20 protein-coding genes are annotated in these 22,904 nt (G+C 64.3%); 8 read left to right on the forward strand and 12 right to left on the reverse strand.

Going from position 1 to position 22,904, the window contains the following annotated elements:
* The first annotated feature begins 51 nt into the window (after window positions 1-51).
* The 5 genes from WB785_RS00910 to WB785_RS00930 are packed head-to-tail and all read left to right on the forward strand — an operon-like array spanning window position 52 to window position 6,198.
* Window positions 52-852 carry an enoyl-CoA hydratase/isomerase family protein gene (locus WB785_RS00910; protein WP_424076851.1) on the forward strand — a complete coding sequence of 267 codons (801 nt, stop codon included), beginning with the start codon at window positions 52-54 and terminating at the stop codon, window positions 850-852.
* The gene (locus WB785_RS00915) at window positions 849-1,631 is read left to right on the forward strand and encodes an enoyl-CoA hydratase/isomerase family protein (RefSeq protein WP_424076826.1); all 783 of its coding nucleotides are present in this window, start codon (window positions 849-851) and stop codon (window positions 1,629-1,631) included. The genes WB785_RS00910 and WB785_RS00915 overlap by 4 nt, the downstream gene beginning before the upstream one ends.
* Window positions 1,628-3,124: a class I adenylate-forming enzyme family protein gene (locus tag WB785_RS00920; protein WP_424076852.1), complete on the forward strand. Its 1,497-nt coding sequence runs from the start codon at window positions 1,628-1,630 to the stop codon at window positions 3,122-3,124. The genes WB785_RS00915 and WB785_RS00920 overlap by 4 nt, the downstream gene beginning before the upstream one ends.
* A complete protein-coding gene (locus tag WB785_RS00925; protein ID WP_424076827.1) occupies window positions 3,114-4,685 on the forward strand; it encodes a class I adenylate-forming enzyme family protein in 1,572 nt (523 codons plus the stop codon). Before WB785_RS00920 ends, WB785_RS00925 begins: the two co-directional genes overlap by 11 nt.
* Window positions 4,678-6,198 (forward strand): class I adenylate-forming enzyme family protein, encoded by a 1,521-nt coding sequence (locus WB785_RS00930; RefSeq protein WP_424076828.1) that lies wholly within the window; start codon window positions 4,678-4,680, stop codon window positions 6,196-6,198. The genes WB785_RS00925 and WB785_RS00930 overlap by 8 nt, the downstream gene beginning before the upstream one ends.
* Here WB785_RS00930 and WB785_RS00935 read toward each other — a convergent pair.
* The 6 genes from WB785_RS00935 to fabG all read right to left on the reverse strand — a co-directional run bounded on the left by WB785_RS00935 (window position 6,181) and on the right by fabG (window position 11,908).
* Window positions 6,181-6,822 (reverse strand): maleylpyruvate isomerase family mycothiol-dependent enzyme, encoded by a 642-nt coding sequence (locus WB785_RS00935; protein WP_424076829.1) that lies wholly within the window; start codon window positions 6,820-6,822, stop codon window positions 6,181-6,183. The two genes, WB785_RS00930 and WB785_RS00935, sit on opposite strands and share 18 nt — an antisense overlap.
* A gap of 68 nt (window positions 6,823-6,890) precedes the next feature.
* Window positions 6,891-7,565: a GntR family transcriptional regulator gene (locus WB785_RS00940; RefSeq protein ID WP_424076830.1), complete on the reverse strand. Its 675-nt coding sequence runs from the start codon at window positions 7,563-7,565 to the stop codon at window positions 6,891-6,893.
* Window positions 7,566-7,567: 2 nt separating this feature from the next.
* Complete coding sequence (locus WB785_RS00945; protein WP_424076831.1) at window positions 7,568-8,761, reverse strand: acyl-CoA dehydrogenase family protein; 1,194 nt, start codon at window positions 8,759-8,761, stop codon at window positions 7,568-7,570.
* Window positions 8,758-9,948, reverse strand: a complete 1,191-nt coding sequence (locus WB785_RS00950) for a CoA transferase (RefSeq protein ID WP_424076832.1) — start codon at window positions 9,946-9,948, stop codon at window positions 8,758-8,760. The genes WB785_RS00945 and WB785_RS00950 overlap by 4 nt, the downstream gene beginning before the upstream one ends.
* Window positions 9,945-11,168, reverse strand: coding sequence for an acetyl-CoA C-acetyltransferase (locus WB785_RS00955; protein ID WP_424076833.1), 1,224 nt, complete (start codon window positions 11,166-11,168; stop codon window positions 9,945-9,947). The genes WB785_RS00950 and WB785_RS00955 overlap by 4 nt, the downstream gene beginning before the upstream one ends.
* Window positions 11,165-11,908, reverse strand: coding sequence for a 3-oxoacyl-ACP reductase FabG (gene fabG / locus WB785_RS00960; RefSeq protein WP_424076853.1), 744 nt, complete (start codon window positions 11,906-11,908; stop codon window positions 11,165-11,167). The genes WB785_RS00955 and fabG overlap by 4 nt, the downstream gene beginning before the upstream one ends.
* 124 nt (window positions 11,909-12,032) lie before the next feature.
* Between fabG and WB785_RS00965 the strand changes: the two genes are divergently transcribed.
* Both WB785_RS00965 and WB785_RS00970 read left to right on the forward strand, forming a co-directional pair.
* Entirely contained in the window at window positions 12,033-13,202 is a 1,170-nt protein-coding gene (locus WB785_RS00965; protein WP_424076834.1) for an acyl-CoA dehydrogenase family protein, read from the forward strand.
* A 46-nt stretch (window positions 13,203-13,248) separates the two neighbouring features.
* A complete protein-coding gene (locus WB785_RS00970) occupies window positions 13,249-14,070 on the forward strand; it encodes a mycofactocin-coupled SDR family oxidoreductase (protein WP_424076835.1) in 822 nt (273 codons plus the stop codon).
* Here the strand turns inward: WB785_RS00970 and WB785_RS00975 are convergent.
* Window positions 14,049-15,143 (reverse strand): phosphotransferase family protein, encoded by a 1,095-nt coding sequence (locus tag WB785_RS00975; RefSeq protein WP_424076836.1) that lies wholly within the window; start codon window positions 15,141-15,143, stop codon window positions 14,049-14,051. The genes WB785_RS00970 and WB785_RS00975 overlap by 22 nt on opposite strands.
* A gap of 160 nt (window positions 15,144-15,303) precedes the next feature.
* Between WB785_RS00975 and WB785_RS00980 the strand changes: the two genes are divergently transcribed.
* Window positions 15,304-16,416 (forward strand): NDMA-dependent alcohol dehydrogenase, encoded by a 1,113-nt coding sequence (locus tag WB785_RS00980; protein ID WP_424076854.1) that lies wholly within the window; start codon window positions 15,304-15,306, stop codon window positions 16,414-16,416.
* Between the two features lie 12 nt (window positions 16,417-16,428).
* Here WB785_RS00980 and WB785_RS00985 read toward each other — a convergent pair whose 3' ends face one another.
* The 5 genes from WB785_RS00985 to WB785_RS01005 all read right to left on the reverse strand — a co-directional run bounded on the left by WB785_RS00985 (window position 16,429) and on the right by WB785_RS01005 (window position 22,902).
* The gene (locus WB785_RS00985; protein ID WP_424076855.1) at window positions 16,429-17,895 is read right to left on the reverse strand and encodes an adenylate/guanylate cyclase domain-containing protein; all 1,467 of its coding nucleotides are present in this window, start codon (window positions 17,893-17,895) and stop codon (window positions 16,429-16,431) included.
* Between the two features lie 88 nt (window positions 17,896-17,983).
* Window positions 17,984-19,468 (reverse strand): aldehyde dehydrogenase family protein, encoded by a 1,485-nt coding sequence (locus tag WB785_RS00990; RefSeq protein WP_424076837.1) that lies wholly within the window; start codon window positions 19,466-19,468, stop codon window positions 17,984-17,986.
* A gap of 89 nt (window positions 19,469-19,557) precedes the next feature.
* Window positions 19,558-20,775 (reverse strand): cytochrome P450, encoded by a 1,218-nt coding sequence (locus tag WB785_RS00995; RefSeq protein ID WP_424076838.1) that lies wholly within the window; start codon window positions 20,773-20,775, stop codon window positions 19,558-19,560.
* Between the two features lie 2 nt (window positions 20,776-20,777).
* Window positions 20,778-21,767 (reverse strand): SDR family oxidoreductase, encoded by a 990-nt coding sequence (locus tag WB785_RS01000; protein ID WP_424076839.1) that lies wholly within the window; start codon window positions 21,765-21,767, stop codon window positions 20,778-20,780.
* A complete protein-coding gene (locus tag WB785_RS01005) occupies window positions 21,760-22,902 on the reverse strand; it encodes a spirocyclase AveC family protein (protein ID WP_424076840.1) in 1,143 nt (380 codons plus the stop codon). Before WB785_RS01005 ends, WB785_RS01000 begins: the two co-directional genes overlap by 8 nt.
* Between the last annotated feature and the right edge of the window lie 2 nt (window positions 22,903-22,904).

The raw sequence follows: 22,904 nt of genomic DNA on the forward strand, positions 1-22,904 counted from the left end.
GACGCACACCACGGTTCGACGGCCGATGACACCCAACAACGAGGAACGCTGATGTACGACACCATCAAGTACGAGGTCGATGGGCACAAAGCCACCATCACCCTAAACCGCCCCGACGCCCTCAACGCGCTCAGCCCGCATATGATCACCGAACTGCGCAGCGCTTACCGCGAGGCCGAAAACGACGACGCCGTATGGATTCTCATCGTTACCGGTACCGGACGGGCATTCTGCACTGGCGCAGACGTCAAGGCGATCCCCGGCGACGGCAAGGTGATCAACGAAGCACCATATTTGTCCACCTATGAACAGTGGGAGGCGCAGCAGGAGGGCACCCCGCCATTCCGGACAATGGCCAAGCCGGTGCTCGCCGCGATCAACGGAATCTGTTGCGGGGCCGGGTTGGATTGGGTGACCACCGGAGACATTGTCATCGCGTCCGACAAGGCAACATTCTTCGACCCGCACGTCAGCATCGGCCTGGTGGCCGCACGTGAGGTGGTCCGCGTGGCCCGGGTGCTGCCGCGCTCGATTGCGCTGCGGATGGCGTTGATGGGCAAACACGAGCGGATGAGCGCCCAACGCGCCTACGAGCTCGGCCTGATCAGCGAGATCGTCGAACACGACCAACTGCTGGAACGTGCCCACGAGATCGCCGACATCGTCAACTCCAATGCGCCGCTTGCCGTCCGGGGCACGCGGCTGGCCATCGTCAAGGGCCTCGACCTACCGCTGCACGAGGCCGAGATGCTCGCCGAGGCGTTCCGCGAACGCAACCTGCACACCGAGGATTCCCTCGAAGGGCCCAAGGCGTTCGTCGAAAAGCGACCACCAGAGTGGCAGTGCCGATGAGCTTTGAGACCATCCAGCTCGATGTGGACAGCGCCGACCGGGTTGCCACCATCACGTTGAACCGGCCCGACCAGCTCAACGCGTTCAACCGGACGATGTGCGACGAGATGGCCCGAGCCTGGCGCACCGTCAAGGCCGACGATTCAGTCAACGCCGTGGTGCTGCGGGCGGCCGGCACTCGAGCGTTCAGCGCCGGCCTCGACATCAAGTCGCCCTACGGCCAGCCCGAAAACATCTGGAATCACGAGGATCCCGGCGAAGCACTCAGCCCGAAGTGGCAGAAGATGTGGAAGCCGGTGGTCTGCGCGGTGCAAGGTCTGTGCACCGCGGGTGGGTTCTACTTCATCAACGAGTCCGACGTGGTCATCTGCTCGACGGACGCGACGTTTTTCGACTCCCACGTATCGGCGGGGCTGGTCTGCGCGCTGGAGCCGATCGGGCTGATGCGCCGGATCGGTTTGGGTGAAACCTTGCGGATCGCACTGATGGGCAACGACGAACGGGTCAGCGCCGATACTGCCCTTCGGATCGGACTGGTATCCGAAGTTGTCGCCGGCGAACAGCTGTGGACCCGGGCACATGAGATCGCCGCGACGATCGCGGCCAAACCGCCGTCGGCGACCCAGGGCACCGTCAAGGCGATCTGGGAATCACTGGACAAGCCGTACCGAGCGGCGCTGGATCAGGGGCTGATTTACACCCGGCTGGGCAATCCGATCGGCACCGCCGAGCTGGCAGCACGCGATACCGGGCCAAAACCCGATCCGAGGGTCCGCTGATGACCCATCCGCTCAGCCAGCGCATCGGCGACGTGCTGAGTTTGGCGCCGGACGCACCGGCTCTGGAGTATGAGGGCCAATGGCTTTCATGGGGCGCGCTTGGCAGCATGGCTGACCGGATCGGTTCGCTCGTCGGTCATGGCGCGCAGCAACCGCAGGTCGGAATCCTGCTGCGTAACCGGCCTATACAGGTGGCCGCGCTTCTCGGCGTTCTGCAGTGTGGAGCGACCGTCGTGGCGATCAACCCGGCTCGCGGCGATGAGCGCACCAAAGCAGATGTCAACCAGCTCGGCCTGCCGTTGATCGTCGGCGATCCCGACGACCTGGCGACAGTGGGCCATCCGGCCGACACGACGGTGGTGTCGATTTCAGACATGGCTGTCGAGCCGAAAATGGTTGCGGAGGGCGCGGCCCGCACCCAACACGAGGTGCGACCGGGTGTTGCGGTGCGGATGTTGACCAGCGGGACCACCGGTCCGCCCAAGCGGGTCGACCTGACCTACGACATGTTGGCGCACAGCGTGATGGGCCCGGAGAATGACCGACCACCGGTGCCCACGCAGCTGCGACGCGGTGTCGCGATCGTCAACTCGCCGCTGGTCCATATCGGCGGTGTCTTCCGGATCCTGCAATGTATTGCCGAGGCGCGGCCCTTCGTGTTGCTGGAGCGGTTCGAGCTCAACAGTTGGGCCGAGGCAGTGCGTACGCATCGACCACGCGCGGTGTCGCTAGTGCCGGCCGCGTTGCGGATGGTGTTGCATTCCGATCTGCGTCGAGAGGATCTGGCGAGTATCCGTGCCGTCACTTCCGGTACCGCGCCCCTGTCGGCTGACGATGCCGACGCGTTCACCGAAAAATACGGAATCCCCGTCCTGACTTCCTATGCGGCAACCGAATTCGGCGGCGGAGTCGCCGGCTGGACGTTGCCCGACCATCAGAAGTATTGGCGAATCAAACGCGGCAGCGTGGGCCGCGCCAACCCCGGGGCCCAACTGCGCGTGGTCGGCGACGACGGCACGCCGCTCGAACCCGACCAAGTCGGGCTGCTCGAGGTCAAGCCGGGTCAGCTGGGGCACTCGACCACGTGGATGCGCACCACCGACATGGCACGCATCGACGCCGACGGCTTCTTGTGGATCGTCGGCCGAGCCGATCAGGCCATCATCCGCGGCGGCTTCAAGGTGATGCCCGATGACGTCCGCTCCGCGCTGGAGAGTCATCCCGCGGTCGCGGGTGCTGCAGTGGTGGGGTTGGGCGATGCTCGCCTCGGTGAGACGCCCGCGGCCATGGTGGAATTGCGAGAGTCGGCGTCTGTCGATGCGGCTGCACTCACCGACTATCTGCGGACGCGGTTGGCGCGCTACGAAATCCCCACCGACATCGCGGTCGTCGCTGAACTTCCGAGAACACCGTCGGGCAAGCCCGATCTGACCGCAATCCGAAGCTTTTTCAGCGATCCCGTTTCCGCTACGCAGAGCGACCATGCCGAGTGAATCGCCTACCGTCGGCGAAGTCCTGCGAGACCAAGCCCGCAGCAGAGGTGATCATCCACTGTTGGTGTGCGACACCGATCGCATCAGTTACGCCGAAGCCGACCGTCGCTCTGCTCAACTGGCTCGTGGGCTCATCGCTTTCGGCGCAGGCAAAGGCAGCCACGTCGGATTGCTCTACCCCAACGGCGTTGCGTTTGTCATCGGCACGCTGGCGGCGGCCCGCATCGGCGCCGTCGTCGTCCCGTTTTCCACCTTCGCGACGACGCGAGAGCTACACGAGCAACTGATCGACAGCGACACCGAAATCCTTCTCGCCGCAGCGTCGTACCGCTCTCACGACTACGTGCAGCTCCTGACCGAGGTGCTGTCCGGCTCGGACCTCGACGCAGGCGAACGGCTACTCGACACCGCCGCACCGCAATTGCGCCACGTGGTCTTCGATGTGGCACGCCTTCATCAGCTGGCAGAGACCGTCGACGCGGCACTTTTGACGGCGATGGAAGACGATGTCGACGGCTCGGATCCGCTGACGATCGTTTACACGTCAGGCACCACGAGCGCTCCCAAGGGCGTGGTGCACACCCACGCCGCGCTGCTCAACCACCAGAGAAATCTCAACGCCGTTCGCGGCCTGACCGCTGCCGACAAGCTGTTCTGCAACTCGCCGTTCTTCTGGATCGGAGGATTCGGGTTTGCGTTGCTTGCCACGCTGCTGGCCGGATCGACGCTGGTGTGCTCCAATGCCGAAGACGCTGGCCTAACACTCGACCTGCTCGAGGCCGAAAGACCAACCGTCACCAACGGTTTCGCCTCCGGGATCGCGCATCTGGCGCGGCATCCGAGTTTTGATAACCGCGATCTGTCCTCGATGCGACGCGGCAACCTGTATCCGATCATGGCGCCCGAGACGCGGCCCGCCGATCCGGAGCTGCGGCACAACATGCTCGGCTTGACCGAGGCCGGAAGCGTGGTGCTGATCAGCGGCGACGACAGCGACCAGCCGGAACATCGACGCGGCTCGTTCGGCAAGCCCGCGCCCGGCCTCGAAACCAAGGTCGTCGATCCCGAGACCGGAACGCTGGTCGATGATGGCGCGCTCGGAGAACTCTGCATCCGCGGGCCCTGCCTCATGCAGCGGTACTACAAACGCAGTCGAGAAGAATGCTTCGACGCCGACGGCTGGTTCCACACCGGCGACCTGGTTGCCACCGACCGCGACGGGTTCTTCTACTACATCCGCCGACAGGGCGCGATGATCAAGACTTCAGGTGCGAACGTGTCGCCCGCCGAGGTGGAGCAGGCGATTGCCAAAGTCACCGGCGGCGTCGTCGCACACGTGGTCGGCATCCCGGACCCCGAGCGCGGGCAAATCGTCGCTGCGGTCATCACGCTGGAGAACGACGCCTACTTCGACGAAACCACGCTTCGGCGCAAGCTCGCCGCGGAGCTCTCGGTGTACAAGATCCCCAAGCGGTTTGCGGCGATTCCGGCCGACGAGGTCCCGCTATTGGCCAGTGGCAAGGTCGATGTGCGGGAATTAACAAGGGTGTTCGGTGCCTGACAGCATCGACCAGGTGGTGAGGGAGCGCGCCGCGGAGCACGGGACCAAACCGATGGTCATCGACCTGGTATCCCGATTGAGCTACAGCGAACTTGATGACACCACAAGGGATTTGTCAGCGGCGCTGATCGAAGCCGGTGTCGTCAAAGGTACTCGGGTGGGGCTGATCATGCCCAACGGCGTCCGCTGGGTGCAGATCGCGACCGCAGTCATCCGGATCGGCGCGGTGCTGGTCCCGTTGAGCACGCTGTTGCCGGCGCGGGAATTGGCCGCGCAATTGCGGACTGCGTCAGTGCAGTTCCTGATCGGCGTGGAGGAATTTCGTGGGCATCGATATCTCGACGAGTTGCTCCCACGCGAGCAGCTTCCCGCACTGCGCGAAGTTTGGACCGCCGACCGGTTATTGCAAACGGTCGCGGGAGACGCGGCCAGCCGGATCGTCGACCCGCTGACAGCGACAGTGACACCCAGCGACCCGATGGTCATTGTGTTCACATCCGGCAGCAGCGGGGCGCCCAAAGGCGTTGTGCACTCGCACGGCAACGCGCTGGGCGCGGTGGCTTCCGGTTTGGCGAGCCGGTGCATCGATTCCGACACTCGTCTGTATCTACCGATGCCGTTTTTCTGGGTAGGTGGCTTCGGCAGCGGTGTGCTCTCTGCGCTGGTGGCCGGTGCCACGCTGGTGACCGAAGAAATCCCGCATCCCGACACCACGCTGGGCCTGCTCGAGCGCGAGCGGGTGACGCTGTTTAGGGGCTGGCCGGATCAGGCTGAGGCGCTGGCCCGCCACCCGGACCGCGCCGAAGCGGACTTGTCGGCGCTGCGCCCCGGCAGTCTGGAAGCGCTGCTACCACCCGAGCAACGCGCGAAACCCGGTGCCCGGGCAACCCTGTTCGGGATGACCGAAGCTTTCGGGCCGTATTGCGGTTACCCTGCCGATACCGATATGCCGCGCTCCGCGTGGGGCAGCTGCGGGAGGCCGTTCCCCGGGATGGAGGTCCGTATCACCGACCCCGATACTGCCGAGCCGGTTTCGGCGGGAACCATTGGGATGATTGAGCTTCGGGGACCGCACACCCTACGCGGGATGTGTCGGCGCAGCCGCGAAGACCTGTTCACCGTCGACGGGTTTTATCCGACCGGCGACCTCGGTCGGCTCGACGAAGAAGGCTTTCTCTTCTACCACGGTCGATCCGATGACATGTTCAAGGTCAGCGGCGCGACAGTCCATCCCACCGAGGTCGAGCAGGCACTGCGGGAAATCGACGGTGTCGACAACGCTTTCGTCACCAATGTGCCTGGCGTGCAAGGTGATCAAGTGGGTGCGGCGGTGGTGTGTGACACCGTCGCGAACACCGCCGAGCAGCTTCGTGAGTCTGCCCGCAAACTGCTCAGCTCGTTCAAGGTGCCAACGATGTGGGTGCTCGTCGACTCGGATGACGCGATTCCGCGCGGTCCAACCGGCAAGGTCGACGCCGGGCGGCTGCGCGAGTTGCTATGTAACAACTCGTGACCGGAGGAGTTGCACACCTGGGCCGTCGAGCTCGTCGACGTAGGGTGCGCGACCAGCCATGCTCATGACCAGGGCCAGGGTGGATCCGGTGACCGCGGCTCCGCTGCCCGCGATAAACGGCCCGTCGTCCGCCCGCAATTGGAGGCCGGCGATGAGGGTACGACTAGCGACGGTGAAGTCGCGTCGGGCGAAGAATTCGGCCACAGGTGTCAGCGCTTCGACACTCGGTGTCCGCGCCAGTCCCAGCGGGTGCCGAATGTCTTGGGCATGGACAACGACCTCGCCGAGGTAGGCCGGGGTATGGGCCGACGGCGCTGTGGTGCTCGTGATCACGGAGCGGAACAGATCAAGTGTCTCGGCGGGGGTGCTGCCACGGTGCTCGGCCAGCCGCCGCTGGTTGTGCACGTCCGGCCGGAAACGCGCACCGAGCATGCTGCGCAACCACTTCCACTGATTCAGGCTCGCCGCGGCGGTCAGATGCGCGACGACCTCCTCAACGTCCCATTTCCCGCACAAGGTGCCGTGCCGCCACTGTTCTGCGCTGATGCTTGAAAGGTCCTCCGCCAGCGCCGCGCGCTCCGCATGCGCCAGTGTCCACAGCTGGTCGTCCTGGGGTTTCGCCATGTTGCTATAGACCTGCTCCGACGCCAAGATTCATCGAAGCGCGGCGGGTGATATCGCGGTCCAACGGCTCACGACGTGTCGACCACGCCATGCTCGGCGAGGTGGCTGATCAGCGGGGCCGCGCCGGCGGCCAGGTGCTCCGACATCGCGTTGCGGGCAAGCTCGCTGTCGTGTTTGGCCAGCGCGGCCAGCACCCGGCGATGATCTTTTATCGATTGATGTGGCCAGCCGGCGATCGTGGGAAACACGGATTCCGGTGCGTAACGGGTGATCTGCGACATCAACTGGGCCAGCTTCGGCGACTCGGCTGCCACGTTGATGGCCCGATGGAACTCGTGATTGAGCCGGACTGTTCGCTCGTCGTCGCCACTGGCATAGGCTTCCTCCAACTGCGCCTGGATCGTCTTGAGTTCGCGCAGCTGGTCATCGTCGATGTTCATCGCTGCCCGCGCCGCCAGCTCGCCGCCCACATGCGCCTGCACGTTGGCCACATCTGTGAGGTCGCGTCCGGTTACCGGCAGCACCACGAAGCCGCGGCGCGGCTGCTGAGCCAACAGCCCCTCGGCGCGGAGTTCGAACAGCGCTTCCCGCACCGGTGTGACGCTGATCCCTAACTCGGCGGCCAGTTGGTCCAGGCGGACGTACTCACCGGCGGAATAAGTACCATCGAAGATCCGCTTACGCACAAAGTGCGCAACGTCTTCCGAGAGCTGCGGGCGTGGAACGAAATCGGGGACGCTCACGGTCAAATCCGATACTCGGCGAGCAGCCGTTTGCTGATGATGGACTTCTGTATCTCGCTGGTGCCCTCGCCGATGAGCAGGAACGGGGCGTCGCGCATCAGCCGTTCGATTTCGTACTCTTTGGAGTAGCCGTAGCCGCCGTGGATCCGGAAGCTCTGCTGCGTGACCTCTGAGCAAAACTCGCTTGCAAGGTATTTCGCCATGCCGGCGGCGACATCGTTACGCTCGCCGGAGTCTTTCAGCCGCGCGGCATTGACCATCATCAGATGTGCCGCCTCGACTTTGGTTGCCATTTCCGCGATTTGAAATGCGATGGCCTGATGTTCGGCGATCGGCTTGCCGAAGGTATGGCGCTGTTGGGCGTAGCGCACCGCGAGCTCGAAGGCGCGGACTGCCACTCCACAAGCTCTGGCCGATACGTTGACCCGCCCGACCTCGATACCGTCCATCATCTGGTAGAAACCCTGCCCCGGGGTACCGCCCAAGATGTGGTCGGCACTGGCCACGTATCCGTCGAAGATCAGCTCGGTGGTGTCAATGCCCTTGTAGCCCAACTTGTCGATCTTCCCAGGTATGAGCAGACCGGGCATCACCTCACCGAAGCCGGTCGGCTTCTCGATCAGGAAGGCGGTCAGATTGCGGTGCGGTGATTCGGCTCCCTCGTCGGTGCGAATCAACGCCGCCACCAAAGTGGAACTACCGCCATTGGTCAGCCACATCTTCTGGCCGTTGATCGTGTAGTTGCCGTCGGCATTGAGTGTGGCGCGGGTCCGGATCGCGGCGACGTCGGAGCCCAACTCCGGCTCGGACATGGAGAACGCGCCTCGCACCTCGCCGATTGCCATGCGCGGCAACAGGCGTTGCTTCTGCTCGTCGGTCCCGTACTGGCGCAGCATGTAGGCGACGATGAAGTGGGTATTGAGCACCCCCGAGATGCTCATCCAGCCGCGGGCTAATTCTTCGACGCACAAGGCGTAGCTCAGCAGCGACTCCCCCAGGCCGCCGTACTCCTGCGGGATCATCAGGCCGAATAGGCCCATCTCTCGCATTTGATCGACGATGGCTTGCGGATACGTATCAGTACGTTCGAGCTCCGGCGCGTTGGGAATGACTTCCTTCTCAACGAATTGCCGTACCGTGGCGATGATCTCGGTTTGGAATTCGGTCAGGCCGAACGTCTCGGCGAGTTTTGTCATGCGATGGTCCTTGCACTCTCGAGCCGTTCCACGTCGGCTGTGCTTAATCCAAGCCGTTCGGTGAGCAGGTCAGCGGTGTCGGCGCCGAGCTTCGGCGCCGGTTCGCTAGCGAGATAGCCGTCGTCGAAGACGGCTGGCATCGCCGGCGCGAGATAGTCACCGAGACCGTCTTGGTGCAGCCGGGAAAACAGCGGATTCGCGGTAACCCGTTCATCTTCGGCCACTTGCGCGAAAGTCCGATAGCGCTCGAACAACACGCTGGTGGCTGACAGGGCCTTGGTGATCTCGTCGGCGGTGTGGTCGGCAAACCAGGTCGCGAACAGTCCGCTGAGCACGTCGCGGTACCGATAACGTTCGCCCTCGTCGCTGAAGTCGGCGCCGAGAGACTCTGCGAGCGCTGAGACCGCCGCAGCAGTCCCCGATACCTCGACGAGATCCTGAAAGTGACGCCGTGTCAACGTGACAACCATGAACGCAACGCCGTCCCGGCTGGTGAAGTCCTGACCGTACTGGCCGTAGATCGCGTTGCCCAGGCGTTGGCGTTCGGTGCCGTTGACTTGAGGCTCGGTCAACCAGCCCAAGTTGCCGGCGGTGGCGAGGGCGACATCCTCCAGCGCGATGCTGATTTTGGCGCCGACGCCTGCGTGGTCGCGGCGGCGCACCGCAGCGACGACGGCCAGCGCTGCGTAGAGGCCGCAGCAGACATCCCAGGCCGGCAGCACATGATTGATCGGGCCAGCCTGGTTCGCCGGCCCGGTGACCAACGGAAAGCCGCTCGCCGCGTTGACCGTGTAGTCCACGCCGGTGGAGCCGTCATGGCGGCCGAGCAGCTGGACGTGAATCACGTCCGCGCGCATCGCGGCGAGCTGCTCGAACGACAACCAGGACAGGCCTGCCGCGTTGGTTACCACGACACCGTCACCCTCCACGATGAGCCGCTGAACCAGCTCCTGTCCTTCTGGTGATCGCAAATCGATGGTGGCCGAACGCTTTCCCTTATTCAGGCCGGTCCAGTAAATCGACGTCCCGCTTGCGGCCAACGGCCAGCGCCGTACATCGGATGCGCCGCCGATCGGGTCGACCCGTATCACCTGCGCACCCAGTTGGCTCAACGTCATGCCGCATAACGGTGCGGCGACGAAGCTCGACACTTCGACGACGGTGAGATCGGACAACGGCGTGCTCATCGCCACCCGACCCGCTCGAAGACCGCCGCAAGGCCTTGTCCCCCGCCGATGCACATGGTTTCGAGCCCATAGCGCCCGTCCCGCCGTTTGAGCTCGCGGGCCAGCGTGGCCAACATCCGCCCGCCGGTGGCGCCAACAGGGTGACCCAACGAGATTCCCGACCCGTGTACGTTCGTCCGCTCCCGATCCGCAGCGCCGAAGCCCCATTCCCGCATCACGGCAAGAGCCTGCGCGGCGAATGCCTCGTTGAGTTCGATCAGGTCGATATCGCTAAATTGCAGGCCCGCCTTGGCCAGCGCGACCTCGGTGGCCGGTACCGGGCCGATGCCCATCACGTTCGGCGCTACCGCCGCGACGCCCCATGACACCAACCGGACCAGCGGGGTCAGCCCGAGCTCGTCGGCCTTTTCCATCGTGGTCACCAGACACATGGATGCGGCGTCGTTTTGTCCGCTGGAATTTCCCGCAGTGACGGTTGCCTCTGGATCATGCTCCAGCAGAACGGGTTTGAGCTTGCTCAACGATTCCACCGTGGTGTCGGCGCGTGGATGTTCGTCGGTGTCGATCCGCTCCTCACCTCGACGGCTGCGTACGGTGACCGGAATGATTTCCTCGGCCAGGATGCCGTCCTTCTGCGCGGCCACCGCCCGCTGATGCGATGCCACCGCCAGCTCGTCCTGCTCTTGGCGCGAGATGTTGTATTGCCGGCGCAGGTTCTCCGCGGTCTCCAACATTCCGCCCGGCACGGGGTGGTGACGACCGCCTGCGGTAGTGCGGCCGCGGGCCAACCCGTCGTGCACGCGCACACCACCGCGGGCACCACCCCAGCGCATATCGGTCGAGTAGAAGGTGACGTTGCTCATGCTTTCCGCACCGCCGCCGACGACGAGATCGTTGTCGCCGGAGCTGATTTGCAGACATGCCTGGATCACTGCCTGCAGACCCGATCCGCAGCGGCGGTCGACCTGCATGCCCGGCACAGTCACCGGCAGCCCGGAGTCGAGCGCGACGACGCGCCCGATCGCCGGCGCCTCGCTGCTGGGATAGCAGTGCCCAAGGATGACGTCCTGCACGGATTTCGGCGGAATGCCGGTGCGGTCGAGCAGCCCGGTGAGAGCGGCGACGCCGAGGTCGACAGCGCTCTGCGACTTGAACATTCCCCCGTAGCGGCCGATCGGTGTCCGAACCGGTTCACAGATCACGGCCTCGCGAGCGCTCACAGGTGTCTCCCGCCAGTCACCTCGAGAACGGTTCCGGTCATATACGACGACAGATCGCTTGCGAGGAACAGCGCAACGTTGGCGACCTCTTCTGGCTCGCCGGCCCGTCCCATCGGTATCTCAGCCAGCTTCTCGTCCCAAATCCGTTGCGGCATAGCCTCCGTCATCGCCGACCTGATCAGCCCGGGCTGGATCGCATTGACTCGCACACCGAGATACGCGAGTTCCTTGGAAGCCGCCTTGGTCATCCCCACGATGCCGGCCTTGGCCGCCGAATAGTTGGTCTGGCCGACCATGCCGACCTTCCCGGAGATCGACGACATGTTCACGATCGCGCCACGTTTGTTCTCCCGCATGATCGCCGCGGCCGTGCGAAGCCCGTTCCACGTACCCTTCAGATGCACCGCGATGACCTGGTCGAATTCCTCCTCGGTCATCTTGCGCATCGTCGCGTCGCGGGTGATACCCGCGTTGTTGACCATGACGTCCAGCCCGCCGAACCGGTCGACGGCGCTTGCGACCAACGCGTCGACGTCGGCCCCGGACGTCACATCACAGCGCACCGCGGCGGCGACGTCATCGCCGCCGAGCTGCGTCGCCGCGGCCTCGGTTGCCTCCAGGTTCACGTCACCGAGCACCACCCGTGCACCCTCGGCGACGAACCTCGCCGCTATGGCGAAACCCAGTCCTTGCGCACCGCCAGTGATAACTGCGGTCTGACCGGTCAACAACGACACCAGATCACCGTCCTTCGTCTACACCCCTAACCCGGCCACATCATCGCACATCATATTTCATATATGATCGCGCGGTGCTTCCCCTCACGGGGCTCCCCGGCAACAAGCTCGGAAGGAACGCAGATCGATGACCGCTGCCGCCGTCGACGACGACAGTTTCCAGCAGATCCTGGCGCAGACCAGGCAATTCGTCCGCACGGTCGTCGTCCCGCGTGAGCAGGAAATCCTGGCCACCGACCGGGTGCCCGACGATCTTCGGAACCAGGCCAAGGACATGGGCTTGTTTGGCTACGCCATCCCCCAGGAGTGGGGCGGACTCGGGCTGGACATCACTCAAGACGTCGAGCTGGCGATGGAGCTGGGCTACACCTCGCTGGCTCTTCGCTCGATGTTCGGCACAAACAACGGCATCGCGGGCCAAGTCCTGGTCGGATTCGGCACCGACGAGCAGAAGGCCACCTGGCTGGAAGCATTGGCGTCCGGCAAGGTCGCGTCGTTCGCGCTGACCGAGGCCGGGGCTGGATCCAACCCGGCGGGATTGCGTACCAAGGCCATTCACGACAGCGACGGGGCTTGGGTGATTTCCGGCGAGAAGCGGTTCATTACCAACGCACCGGTCGCGGATCTGTTCGTGGTCTTCGCCCGGACCCGTCCAGCCGACGACGCCGGCCCGGGTATCGCTGTCTTCTTGGTTCCCGCGGACGCCGCCGGCGTTGAGGTCGGGCCCAAGGACGCCAAGATGGGGCAGGAAGGCGCCTGGACCGCCGACGTGCGTTTCATCGACGTCTGCGTCTCGGCCGGCGCGCTGGTCGGCGGCAGTGAGGACATCGGCTATCGCGCGGCGATGACCTCGCTGGCACGGGGGCGAATCCACATCGCCGCGCTGGCCGTAGGAGCCGCGCAACGGGCACTCGACGAATCCGTGACGTACGCGGCCACCGCCACCCAAGGCGGCACTCCGATCGGGAACTTCCAGCTCGTGCAGGCGATGCTCGCCGACCAGCAGACCGGGGTGATGGCCGGCCGCGCCCTGGTCCGTGACGCTGCACGGCTCTGGCTCACCGACCAGGACCGGCGGGTCGCGCCGTCGGCGGCAAAGGTGTTCTGCACCGAAATGGCGGGCAAGGTGGCCGATCTCGCCGTCCAAATTCACGGCGGCAGCGGATACATGCGCGAAGTGCCGGTGGAGCGCATCTATCGGGACGTTCGGCTGTTGCGGCTATACGAGGGAACGAGTGAGATTCAACGGCTGATCATCGGGTCGAACCTAGTCAAGGCAGCGCAGCGCAAGCAGTGACGTAATATCGTTCGCGTTACAGTGACGTTTACGATATGGAGCACGCATGAGTGGCCGGCTGGCGGGCAAGGTGGCATTCATCACCGGAGCTGCACGCGGCCAGGGCCGCGCGCACGCGGTCCGAATGGCCCGCGAGGGCGCCGACATCATCGCCGTCGATGTCGCGGGCAAGCTGCCGTCCTGTGTGCCCTACGATTCGGCAACCCCGGAGGACCTGGCCGAAACCGCCCGGCTCGTCGAAGCCGCCAACCGTCGAATAATCGTGTCAGCGATCGATATTCGCGACTTCGACGGATTGTGTGAAGCGGTCGCCGACGGCGTGGCTGAGCTTGGGCGGCTGGATGTCATCGTCGCCAACGCCGGCATCTCGGCACCGCAGGCGTGGAACGAGATCACCCCCGAGTCGTTTCGCGACGTGATGGACGTCAACGTGACGGGAACGTGGAACACGGTAATGGCCGGCGCGCAAAAGATTATTGACGGCGGTCGCGGCGGCTCCATCATCTTGATCAGCTCGGCGGCAGGCATCAAGATGCAGCCGTTCATGGTGCACTACACCGCGAGTAAGCACGCGGTGACCGGAATGGCGCGTGCGTTCGCCGCCGAGCTGGGCAAGCATTCGATCCGGGTCAATAGCGTGCACCCCGGTCCGGTCAACTCGGCGATGGGGAGCGGCGACATGGTCGCCGCGATAGCGCGGGTCAGCGAAACCAATCCGCAGTTGGCCAATGTGCTCACCCCGTTTCTGCCGAATTGGGTGGCCGAGCCTGAAGATATCGCCGACGCGGTGTGCTGGCTGGCCAGCGACGAATCGCGAAACGTCACCGCCGCGGCGATCTCCGTCGATCAGGGCTCGACGCAATACTGATCGGCGTGCTGCCCGATGAGCTCCAAGGTGCCCAGGTCCCGAATCGCCTGGCAGCCGCGAGCCAACATGGTGAGCACCATGTCGTCACCGCGGTCGGTAGCAGTGGCAAACGCGAATCCCAGAGCCGAGATCAACAGTGCGTGCGGCATCCCCAGTCGATAATCACGCCAACAGGTTTCGCGGTCATAGCCGGTGACCCCGTATCCGGAGAGCGCCCGGTGGTAGTCGTCGACGAGGTCGTTCTCGATCGCGCAGCGCAGTTCCGGCTTGAGGCTTGTCGCGGTGAAGTAGGCCAAATCGCGTGCGGGCAGCCCGACCCCGAGCGTCTGCCAATCCACCACGGTGACACGGCTGGCGTCGGGATAGAACAGCATGTTGTCAAGGCGGTAATCACCGTGCAGTAAAGCGAACCGGTCGCGCTCGGCAAGCAGCCATGGCGTCACCAAACCCATTGCCGCGGTGAAGGTTTCTCGATCGGCTGCACTCATGCGCTCGCCGAGCTTATCCAGCGTGATCTCACCACTCATCCGCGCAACTTCACCGAGACCTTTAGCCAACGCTTCATCGGGCCGGGCGAAGGCGATGCCGGGGAAATCCAACCAGACCGGGTCGCACCAGGTCGGACCGTGCAGGCCGGCCAACGCCGTGACGGCCAGCCGCGCCTCCCGCTCACCGCAGCCCGCGATTTGATCGCCTTGCGCCGCGGGCGCCTGATCGGCCAGCAGCAGCGCGTAGTCAAGAGCATCGTCGCTGATCTCGCAGTAGAAGCATTGAGGCGTCGGCACCTGCACACGGTCGGCGACCCCGGTATAGAAGGCGCACTCGCTGCGGTAGCCGATGGCCACCCGATCGCGGACAGTGTCGTCGTGGGCAGGCAGTTTGATCACGAAGGTGTCAGGCAAGCTTCCCGCGTCATCGGCGTAGTCGACTGACACCCGATATGTCGCCCCGGTCTGCCCGGTGCCGATGGCGGCCACGTTCATTTCCGAGATCCGCAAAGGGGTGTTGCTGCTGCTCAGGACCGCCGAGAGCCACTCGCGGGTGATGTCGTCCGGGTATCGCGGAATGGACATCGGAGTTGCTCGCTTTCGGTTAGTTGCGACGGTTAGGCGCGACTGACCCGACAACTGTAAGGCATACGGCATGGGTGGCACGCAAATGTCGAATCCCCCGCGTCGCGCGTCTGGCTCGTCCTAGACTCGCCCCACTTGTCTCGCAGCAGGGGTGATCACTTTGAAGATGAATGCCGCGGTTCTCTGGGAATTCAACGCCGAATGGAGCATGGAGGAGCTAGACCTCGACGGCCCGCAGGACGGTGAGGTCCTGGTGTCCTTCGAGGCCGCCGGGCTCTGCCACTCAGATCATCACGTCCGCACCGGCGACCTTCCCGTGCCGCTGCCCATCGTCGGTGGACACGAGGGCGCTGGCGTTGTGCAGGAGGTAGGCCCGGGCGTCCGCGATCTGAAGGTTGGCGACCACGTGGTGGCGTCTTTTCTTCCGGCGTGCGGGCGCTGCCGTTGGTGTGCAAGCGGTCAACAGAACCTGTGCGACCAGGGCGCGATGTTGCTGGCTGGCACCCAGCTCGATGGCACGTATCGGCGGCGGTCCGGGGACAACGACGTGGGCGCCGCATGCTTTTTGGGCACATTCGCGCAGTACGGCACGGTGCCGGAAACATCGATCGTCAAGATCGACGACGACCTTCCGCTGCCGCGCGCGTGCCTGCTTGGCTGCGGGGTTACCACCGGCTGGGGATCAGCGGTCAACACCGCCAAGGTTCGCCCGGGCGACATCGTCGTGGTGATCGGCTGCGGCGGCATCGGTAGCGGCGCCATCCAGGGCGCGCGACTGTCTGGCGCGGAGAAGATTGTGGTGGTCGACATCGTGGAAAGCAAGCGAGACAAGGCTTTCCAGTTCGGGGCAACGCATTTCGCCACTTCGATGGCCGAAGCCACTGCTTTGGTCGGTGAGTTGACGCGTGGTGTCATGGCCGACTCGGCCTTGTTGACGGTTGGGCTCGCCGAGGGCCGCATGATCGGTGAGGCGCTGGACATCGTCCGCAAAGGCGGAGCGGTGGTGCTGACGGCGTTGGCATCGATAACTGAGGTGACCGCGACCCTCCCGATGGCGATGTTTACGCTATTTCAAAAGCGGCTGCTGGGCAGTCTTTACGGCGAGGCCAACCCGCGTGCCGACATACATCGACTGCTGAGCCTCTACCGCGACGGCAAGCTTCTGCTCGATGAGACGGTGACCGCCGAGTACAAACTCAACGACATTAACGAGGCCTACGACGATATGCTCGCGGGCCGCAACATTCGCGGCGTCATCATCCACGACCACTGAGTCGCACGGCTCTTAGCCGTCGGCCGCAGGTGTCCAAACGCGGGTTGACTCGGAGCGCCCCCGCAGCACGGTGTCGCCGTGTGCAATCCAGTGCTGTCGCTCGGCCGCATCGGCACGATCTATCGCCGCTGCGGAACACACGATTCGCCGGTCCAACTCTTTTGCGAAATCGGCCAGCCGTGCAGCTTCGTTAACCGCGTCGCCGACAACGGTGTATTCATAACGGTTTTCGGCGCCAATGTTACCGGCGAACACGCGCCCGGCGGATACGCCTATCCCGAAGTCGACCACAGGTAGCCGGCGCAGCTGACTGCGCAGGCTACGGGCGGTGGCTAACGCCGCCGACGCCGATCCATCCGCGGGCAGCGGCGCACCAAAGACCGCCAGCGCGGCGTCTCCCTGGAACTTGTTGATCAAGCCATTCCGTTCGTCGACGGCGCTGACCACGATTCGGAAGAAGTCGTTGAGTACCTCTGCGACCTCCTGCGGCGGTCGGCTGGCCGCCAACATCGTCGAGCCCACCAGGTCGATGAAAAGGATTGCCGCCTCGGTCACTTCGCCTGACAGCGAAGTGCCCTCTTCGATTGCGCGGCTGGCCACATCCGCACCGACATGACGGCCGAACAGATCTCTTAGTCGATCGCGTTCGGCGATCCCGGCGACCATCCGGTTGAATCCGCTTTGCAGACGACCGATTTCAGAGCGCTCGTAGACTCCGACGGAGGTGTCGATTCGGCCTCGCTCGACCTCTGCCATAGCGTCGACGACCTCGCCGATGGGATCCGATATCGATCGCGACGTCATGATCATCACCGGCAGTCCGATAAGTATCGCGACAAGCGTTACCACCAGAATGGGCATCTCGATCGACCCGGTCTTCTGGATGATCCAGCCGTTCGAGCGAGTTAAAACCAAGCCTGCGATCGCGGCGCACGGCAGTCCACTACCCAATAGCCACATGCCCATAAGTCGGGTAAGGACACGGGGCGCTACCACAAGGCCTTCCGAGCCTTGCGTGGCCGCAAGCAGAATCGGGCGAAGGGACCGCTGAGTGAGCAGCAGGCTCAGACTTGCCGCCGCGGTCCCGCCGAAGACAACCGCCAACAGGGTCGGGACCGCAAGGGCCGCAAGTCCGTCAAGGTTGAGCAAGAGATAACTCACGCCGCTCACCGCCCACACCAACGCCAGGATCATCGACTGCCGGCCGAGCAGGCGCATGGCCGTTCGCCGTTGATCGGGATCCGGTTGCTGCTTACCGACGTACCATCGCAGGACCGGGACGAGATTCATGACACCGCCGATCGCGACGGCCGCGGTTCCCAGAACAACGACGACCGCCGCGATGATCAGGCTTCTCGGAGCGAAATACGCCTGCGCACCGTGGGCGAACTGACCGTGCAACGGTATGACGATCGCGGCGGCATCCGCAGTACCAATCAGGTGGCCGCAAGCAAGGCCCGTCGCATAGTGAATCGCCAGCCTGCGGCCGGTCGCCCGCTGCTGCGCTTGTCCGGCGTCGGTCACGGGACAAAGGTAGCCCGCTGACAGGCTGAATTGCCGCAGGTCGTCAGCCCGCGGGGTACCCCACGGATTTGACCTCGGTGTACTGGTCGAAACCGGCGACACCGTTCTGGCGGCCAACGCCGCTGTCCTTGTATCCGCCGAACGGCGTATCGGCGCCGTAGGGTGCGCCGCCGTTGACGCCCATGAAGCCGGCCCTGATCCGACGAGCCACGGCCAGCGAATGCTCCAGCGAGCCCGACATCACGTTGCCGGCCAGACCGTATGGGCTGTCGTTGGCGATCCGGATCGCATCTTCTTCGTCGTCGAACGGGATGACCGACAACACCGGACCGAAGATCTCTTCCTGGGCAATCGTCATCTTGTTGTCGACATCGGTGAAAAGCGTTGGCCGGACGAAATATCCCTTGTCGAAACCGGTCTCCGCACCGGGACCGCCGACCAGCGCGGTGGCACCTTCGTCGACGCCCTTCTTAATGTAGTCGGTTACGCGGTCGAACTGTCGCTGCGAAATCACCGGCCCACACAGGGTGCCGGGGTCCTGCGGGTCACCACAGGTGACGTTCTCGTAAATGCTCTTGAGGATCGCCACACCCTCGTCATAGCGAGAACGCGGCAGCAGCATCCGGGTGGGGTTGGCGCAACCCTGCCCCGCGTGCATACACGGGGCGATGCCAATCGCACACGCCAACCCGAAGTCGGCGTCCTCCAAGACAATGGTGGCCGACTTGCCGCCGAGCTCAAGGAACAGCCGCTTCATGGTGGCCGCGCCTTTTTCCATGATCCGCTTGCCGACCACCGTGGAGCCGGTGAACGAGATCAGGTCGACCTTGGGCGACAGCGTAAGTTCCTCGCCGACAAAGTGATCCGACGCGGTCACGACATTGACGACACCGGCGGGAATATCGGTCTTTTCGGCGATGAGCCGACCCAGCCGGGTCGCGTTGAACGGGGTGTTCGGCGCCGGCTTGAGCACGACTGTGTTGCCGGTGCCCAGCGCCTGGCCGAGCTTGTTGATCGTCACCTCAAACGGGAAGTTCCACGGCACGATGGCACCGACCACGCCCACCGGCTCCCGCCAGACCTTGATGGAAGTGTTCGCGCCGGTGAGGCTGATCACCCGGTCGCCCAGGTCGGTCTCCCACGCGTACTCGTCGATCAGTCTGGCCGGGTACTTCAGTCCGTCGGCCAGCGGGGCGTCGAGCTGTGGGCCGAATGTGATGGCCCGGGGAGAGCCGACTTCGAGGATGAGCTCCTCGCGCAGTTCTTCCTTCTCGGCTTCGATCGCGTCGTGTAGCTGCAGCAGGCAACGCTTGCGCAGCTCGCGGTTGGTCGACCAGTCGGTCTCGTCGAAGGCGCGCCGGGCGGCGTCGATGGCCCGGTGCATGTCTTCTTTCGAGGCGTCGGCGACCTCGCCGAGCGACTCCTCGGTCGCCGGGTTGATGTTGGTGAAGGTGCCGGCCTGGCCCTCGACGAGCTTGCCGTCGATCATCATCTTCGGCTCGAAGCGAACCTTTACAGCCTCAGTCATGTCTGTCACTCTCTTTTGACTCGGTAGACCCCTACGGAGAGCCTTACTGGAAACTAGCCGATTGACAAGATGCAACCGTTGCGGGGTGGCTACTGGGCGTCGAACAGCACTGGTAGCGACGTCGGTGACCGGAAGACTTGCCCGCGGATGTGCGGGTCGTCGCCATCGGGGTCCAGCCGGAGATTCGGCAGCCGGTCGAGCAAGAGGTTAATAGCGGTGCGCATTTCGAGCCGTGCCAGATGCATGCCGAGGCAGACGTGCACGCCGTGCCCCCAGCCCAGATTGGCCTTGGCCTGACGGTGAATGTCGAACGTGTCCGGGTCGGGATAACGATCTTCTTGCCGGTTCGCCGAACCCAGCATCGGCATCACCGTCGCACCCGCCGGGATCGCCACCCCACCGAGTTCGGTGTCGCAGGTCGCCACCCGGGTGATGGTCAACAGCGGCGGTTCCCACCGCACACCCTCTTCGATGGCCGCTGGAAGCAGCGACCGGTCGGCGCGGATGGCGTCCAGCTGCGCGGGATCTGATAGCAGGCCGAACAGCAGGCTGCCCAGCGCCCGGTAGGTCGTCTCAACGCCGGCGGGCAGCAGCAGCCGAAGGAACGAGAAGATCTCCTCGTCCGCGAGCTTCTCGCCGTCGATCTCGGCCGCGCCGAGCGCACTGATCAAGTCGTCCTTTGGCTCGGCACGACGGGCCTCGAGGATCGGTGCGAAGTAGTCGCACAGGGCAGCCGAGGCCGCAAGCCCACGTTCCGGGTTCATCAGCCAGCTCAGCAGCGAAATCGACCACCGCTGGAACTGCGGGTAGTCCTTCTCCGGTAAGCCCAAAAGACCCGCAATGATCTGGCTCGGATAGTCGAAGGTGAACTCCTTAACCAAATCCGCTTTGCCGTTAGGGGCGAACTTATCGATCAGGCCATTCGCCACACGCCCGACCAGCTCGTCCTGCCAGCGCGCCAACGACTTCTGCGAGAACGCCTTCGACACCAACGATCGCAACCGGCCGTGGATTGGCTCGTCCATACCGAGCATCACGCCTTCGCCCAGCACGGGGCCGAACGCGGCGATGACAGCCGATGATGAAAACGTCTCGTTGTCGCGCAGCATCTGCTGAACGTCCTCATGGCGATAGACGATGAACATCGGCAGTGATTCCTCGTGCGGAAGCGCGCCGGACGTCTCAAGTCGTTGCACCGGCTCCTCGCGGCGCAGCCGCGCCAGTTCGGTGTACGGGTCACGCACGTCGCCGGAGATCGCGTCATCGAACGAGCCGAAATCCTCGAGGTCGTCAAAAAGCTGTTCCATCTCTATTCCTCATTTCCTTTGCGGCGCTTGGCCGCTAACGACGCCAGGCCTTTCATCACCGGCTGCGGCAGAACACGCGCGACCAACACCATCGCCCGCTGGCCCGCCGTCAACGGCCATGCGCCATCCCGCATCGAACCCTGTCTGGGTATGCCCAGCACGATCCGCGACATGTGGTGCATGCCCATGGCCGGAAGAATCCTGTTGAACGCCAACAACATCGACGCGTCTGGGCCTACACCGCGGCGTCGGAACGGGCGCTGATCATCGACCGCCTTGAGAAGGCCGTCGGTGAATCGCTCGGGTGGCCTGGCGAAACTGACCGCGAAGCGCCCGCGGGTATTCATCGTGTTGTGCAGCCGGGCGTAGGGGCCGTCAAAATCGCGATCGTCGGTGGTGCCCGCATCGGTGATGATTTCGGTGTCATAGGTGCCGGCGACCAGCACGGTGACGCCGAGGCCGAACGGGGCGATCTCGACCGCCATCGACTCACCCCATCGCTCCAACGCCCCCTTGGCCGCCGAATACGGCGCCGTGCCCGGCTGGCCGCGTACCCCCGCGGCGCTGGATACCAACACGACGCGCCCTTGGCCCGCTGCTCGCATCGACGGCAGCAGAGCCTGGGTCAGCGCGACGGGGCCGAGGATGCTCGTGGCAAACATCTTCTGCCACAACGTGATATCGGTCTCTTCGACCATGCCCGCGGCGGAGATCCCCGCGTTGTGCACGATCGCGAACGGTGTGCCCACGGCTTCGCAGATGGTCTTGGCTGCGGCCGCGACCGACGCCTGATCCACCAGGTCGAGCTGAACGCCGATCAGCCGATCGTCGTCGGCAGTGGCGCCTGTTGCCTGGCGCAACAGCGCCATTCCCTGATCGGGTGTCCGCATGGCCGCGACCACGCGCCACCCCTCGCGATACAGGCGCACGGTCGATGCGAACCCCAGCCCGCGGGACGCACCGGTAATGACAGCGGTACGCGGCTCAACCATTCGTCCTCGCGGGTTCGCAGCGGCCTTGGCCCGCCCGCGGCGGGTCGACGTGCGGCCGTCCGTTCGGCTCCCCGCTCGCCCAGGTTGACCAGATACCGACTGAGAACGGACCTTGTGCGCCTTCCCTCTCGTAAAATCCTTGCGGGTCATACACCTTGGCTTCGGGGTACGGCCACGGACAAGCCACGGACGTGGCGGCATGGCTGACCTTGATGACCCAGAACCATCCGCCGTAGGCGAAGTAGGACACGTTGATGATGGCGAACATCACCAGGAACGTGCCCAGAACCGGTCGCGTCGGGAACAGCTTGGCCTTGGCAGCGAGCTTTTCGGCCACCGATTTACCAGTGTCGTCGCGGTAGCAGAGGATCGCTGCCGGCACCATCACAAAGCACACCGAGAACGACTCCCAGATCAGCGGGAACTGGAATGTCGTACCGGTGAACACCGAGCCCCACGGAATAACTTGCGAGTAGATATACATGCCCCAGTGGATAAGAATGTTCTCCAGGAACGCATCGAAAACAAAGCCGATCACCAGCGCGAGAAGGCCCAGGCTGACCAGCGGGTGGCGCGAGACGAATGACGTAGGCCCGTATTTGGCTTGTAGCTTCCGCAGAATCCAGACTGCCGGGAAGTAAGGCCCGAAATAGAACATGACGTAACCGAAGACCACAAACGGTTCGACCGTCGGCGACAACGACACCAGCGGCCAGGATTCCGGCCAGTGAACGAGATCGGGGTTGTAGACCGCGAACGGCGACCAGTTCATGATCGGGTCCTGCCACACAATCAGCGTGGTGCACAAGAACATCAGCATCACCGGGCTACCAGGATTACGGCGCCAGCCCCTGATGAACACGAGCAGCAGCACGATCAGCGCCACCACCGTGGCCGCATCCAAGAAGGTGATGTAGTCCAGCCCGAAGGTGAACTTCACCGGTCGGGGCCGGCCGTGCACGTTCGGGTTGGCGACGCGCGGGTCGAGGGCGACGCGACAGTTCGCGATGAAGAAGAGTACGAACGCCGCCAAGGCAGCGCCGGCGACCCAACCACCCCAGCCCCGCCTATCGCCGCGCTCCGAAGATCCCGGCTTCTGTTGGGCGGCAGGCGGTGTGGACTGCTCAGTACTCATTC

Source organism: Mycobacterium sp. (assembly GCF_049585075.1).
GTDB lineage: Bacteria > Actinomycetota > Actinomycetes > Mycobacteriales > Mycobacteriaceae > Mycobacterium.

Excerpts from the sequence above, each read along its gene's own strand:
- WB785_RS00910 (WP_424076851.1), top strand. The coding sequence starts at position 52 with ATGTACGACACCATCAAGTACGAGGTCGATGGGCACAAAGCCACCATC.
- WB785_RS00915 (WP_424076826.1), top strand. The coding sequence starts at position 849 with ATGAGCTTTGAGACCATCCAGCTCGATGTGGACAGCGCCGACCGGGTT.
- WB785_RS00925 (WP_424076827.1), top strand. The coding sequence starts at position 3,114 with ATGCCGAGTGAATCGCCTACCGTCGGCGAAGTCCTGCGAGACCAAGCC.
- WB785_RS00935 (WP_424076829.1), bottom strand. The coding sequence starts at position 6,822 with ATGGCGAAACCCCAGGACGACCAGCTGTGGACACTGGCGCATGCGGAG.
- WB785_RS00945 (WP_424076831.1), bottom strand. The coding sequence starts at position 8,761 with ATGACAAAACTCGCCGAGACGTTCGGCCTGACCGAATTCCAAACCGAG.
- WB785_RS00950 (WP_424076832.1), bottom strand. The coding sequence starts at position 9,948 with ATGAGCACGCCGTTGTCCGATCTCACCGTCGTCGAAGTGTCGAGCTTC.
- WB785_RS00965 (WP_424076834.1), top strand. The coding sequence starts at position 12,033 with ATGACCGCTGCCGCCGTCGACGACGACAGTTTCCAGCAGATCCTGGCG.
- WB785_RS00970 (WP_424076835.1), top strand. The coding sequence starts at position 13,249 with ATGAGTGGCCGGCTGGCGGGCAAGGTGGCATTCATCACCGGAGCTGCA.
- WB785_RS00975 (WP_424076836.1), bottom strand. The coding sequence starts at position 15,143 with ATGTCCATTCCGCGATACCCGGACGACATCACCCGCGAGTGGCTCTCG.
- WB785_RS00990 (WP_424076837.1), bottom strand. The coding sequence starts at position 19,468 with ATGACTGAGGCTGTAAAGGTTCGCTTCGAGCCGAAGATGATGATCGAC.
- WB785_RS00995 (WP_424076838.1), bottom strand. The coding sequence starts at position 20,775 with ATGGAACAGCTTTTTGACGACCTCGAGGATTTCGGCTCGTTCGATGAC.
- WB785_RS01000 (WP_424076839.1), bottom strand. The coding sequence starts at position 21,767 with ATGGTTGAGCCGCGTACCGCTGTCATTACCGGTGCGTCCCGCGGGCTG.
- WB785_RS01005 (WP_424076840.1), bottom strand. The coding sequence starts at position 22,902 with ATGAGTACTGAGCAGTCCACACCGCCTGCCGCCCAACAGAAGCCGGGA.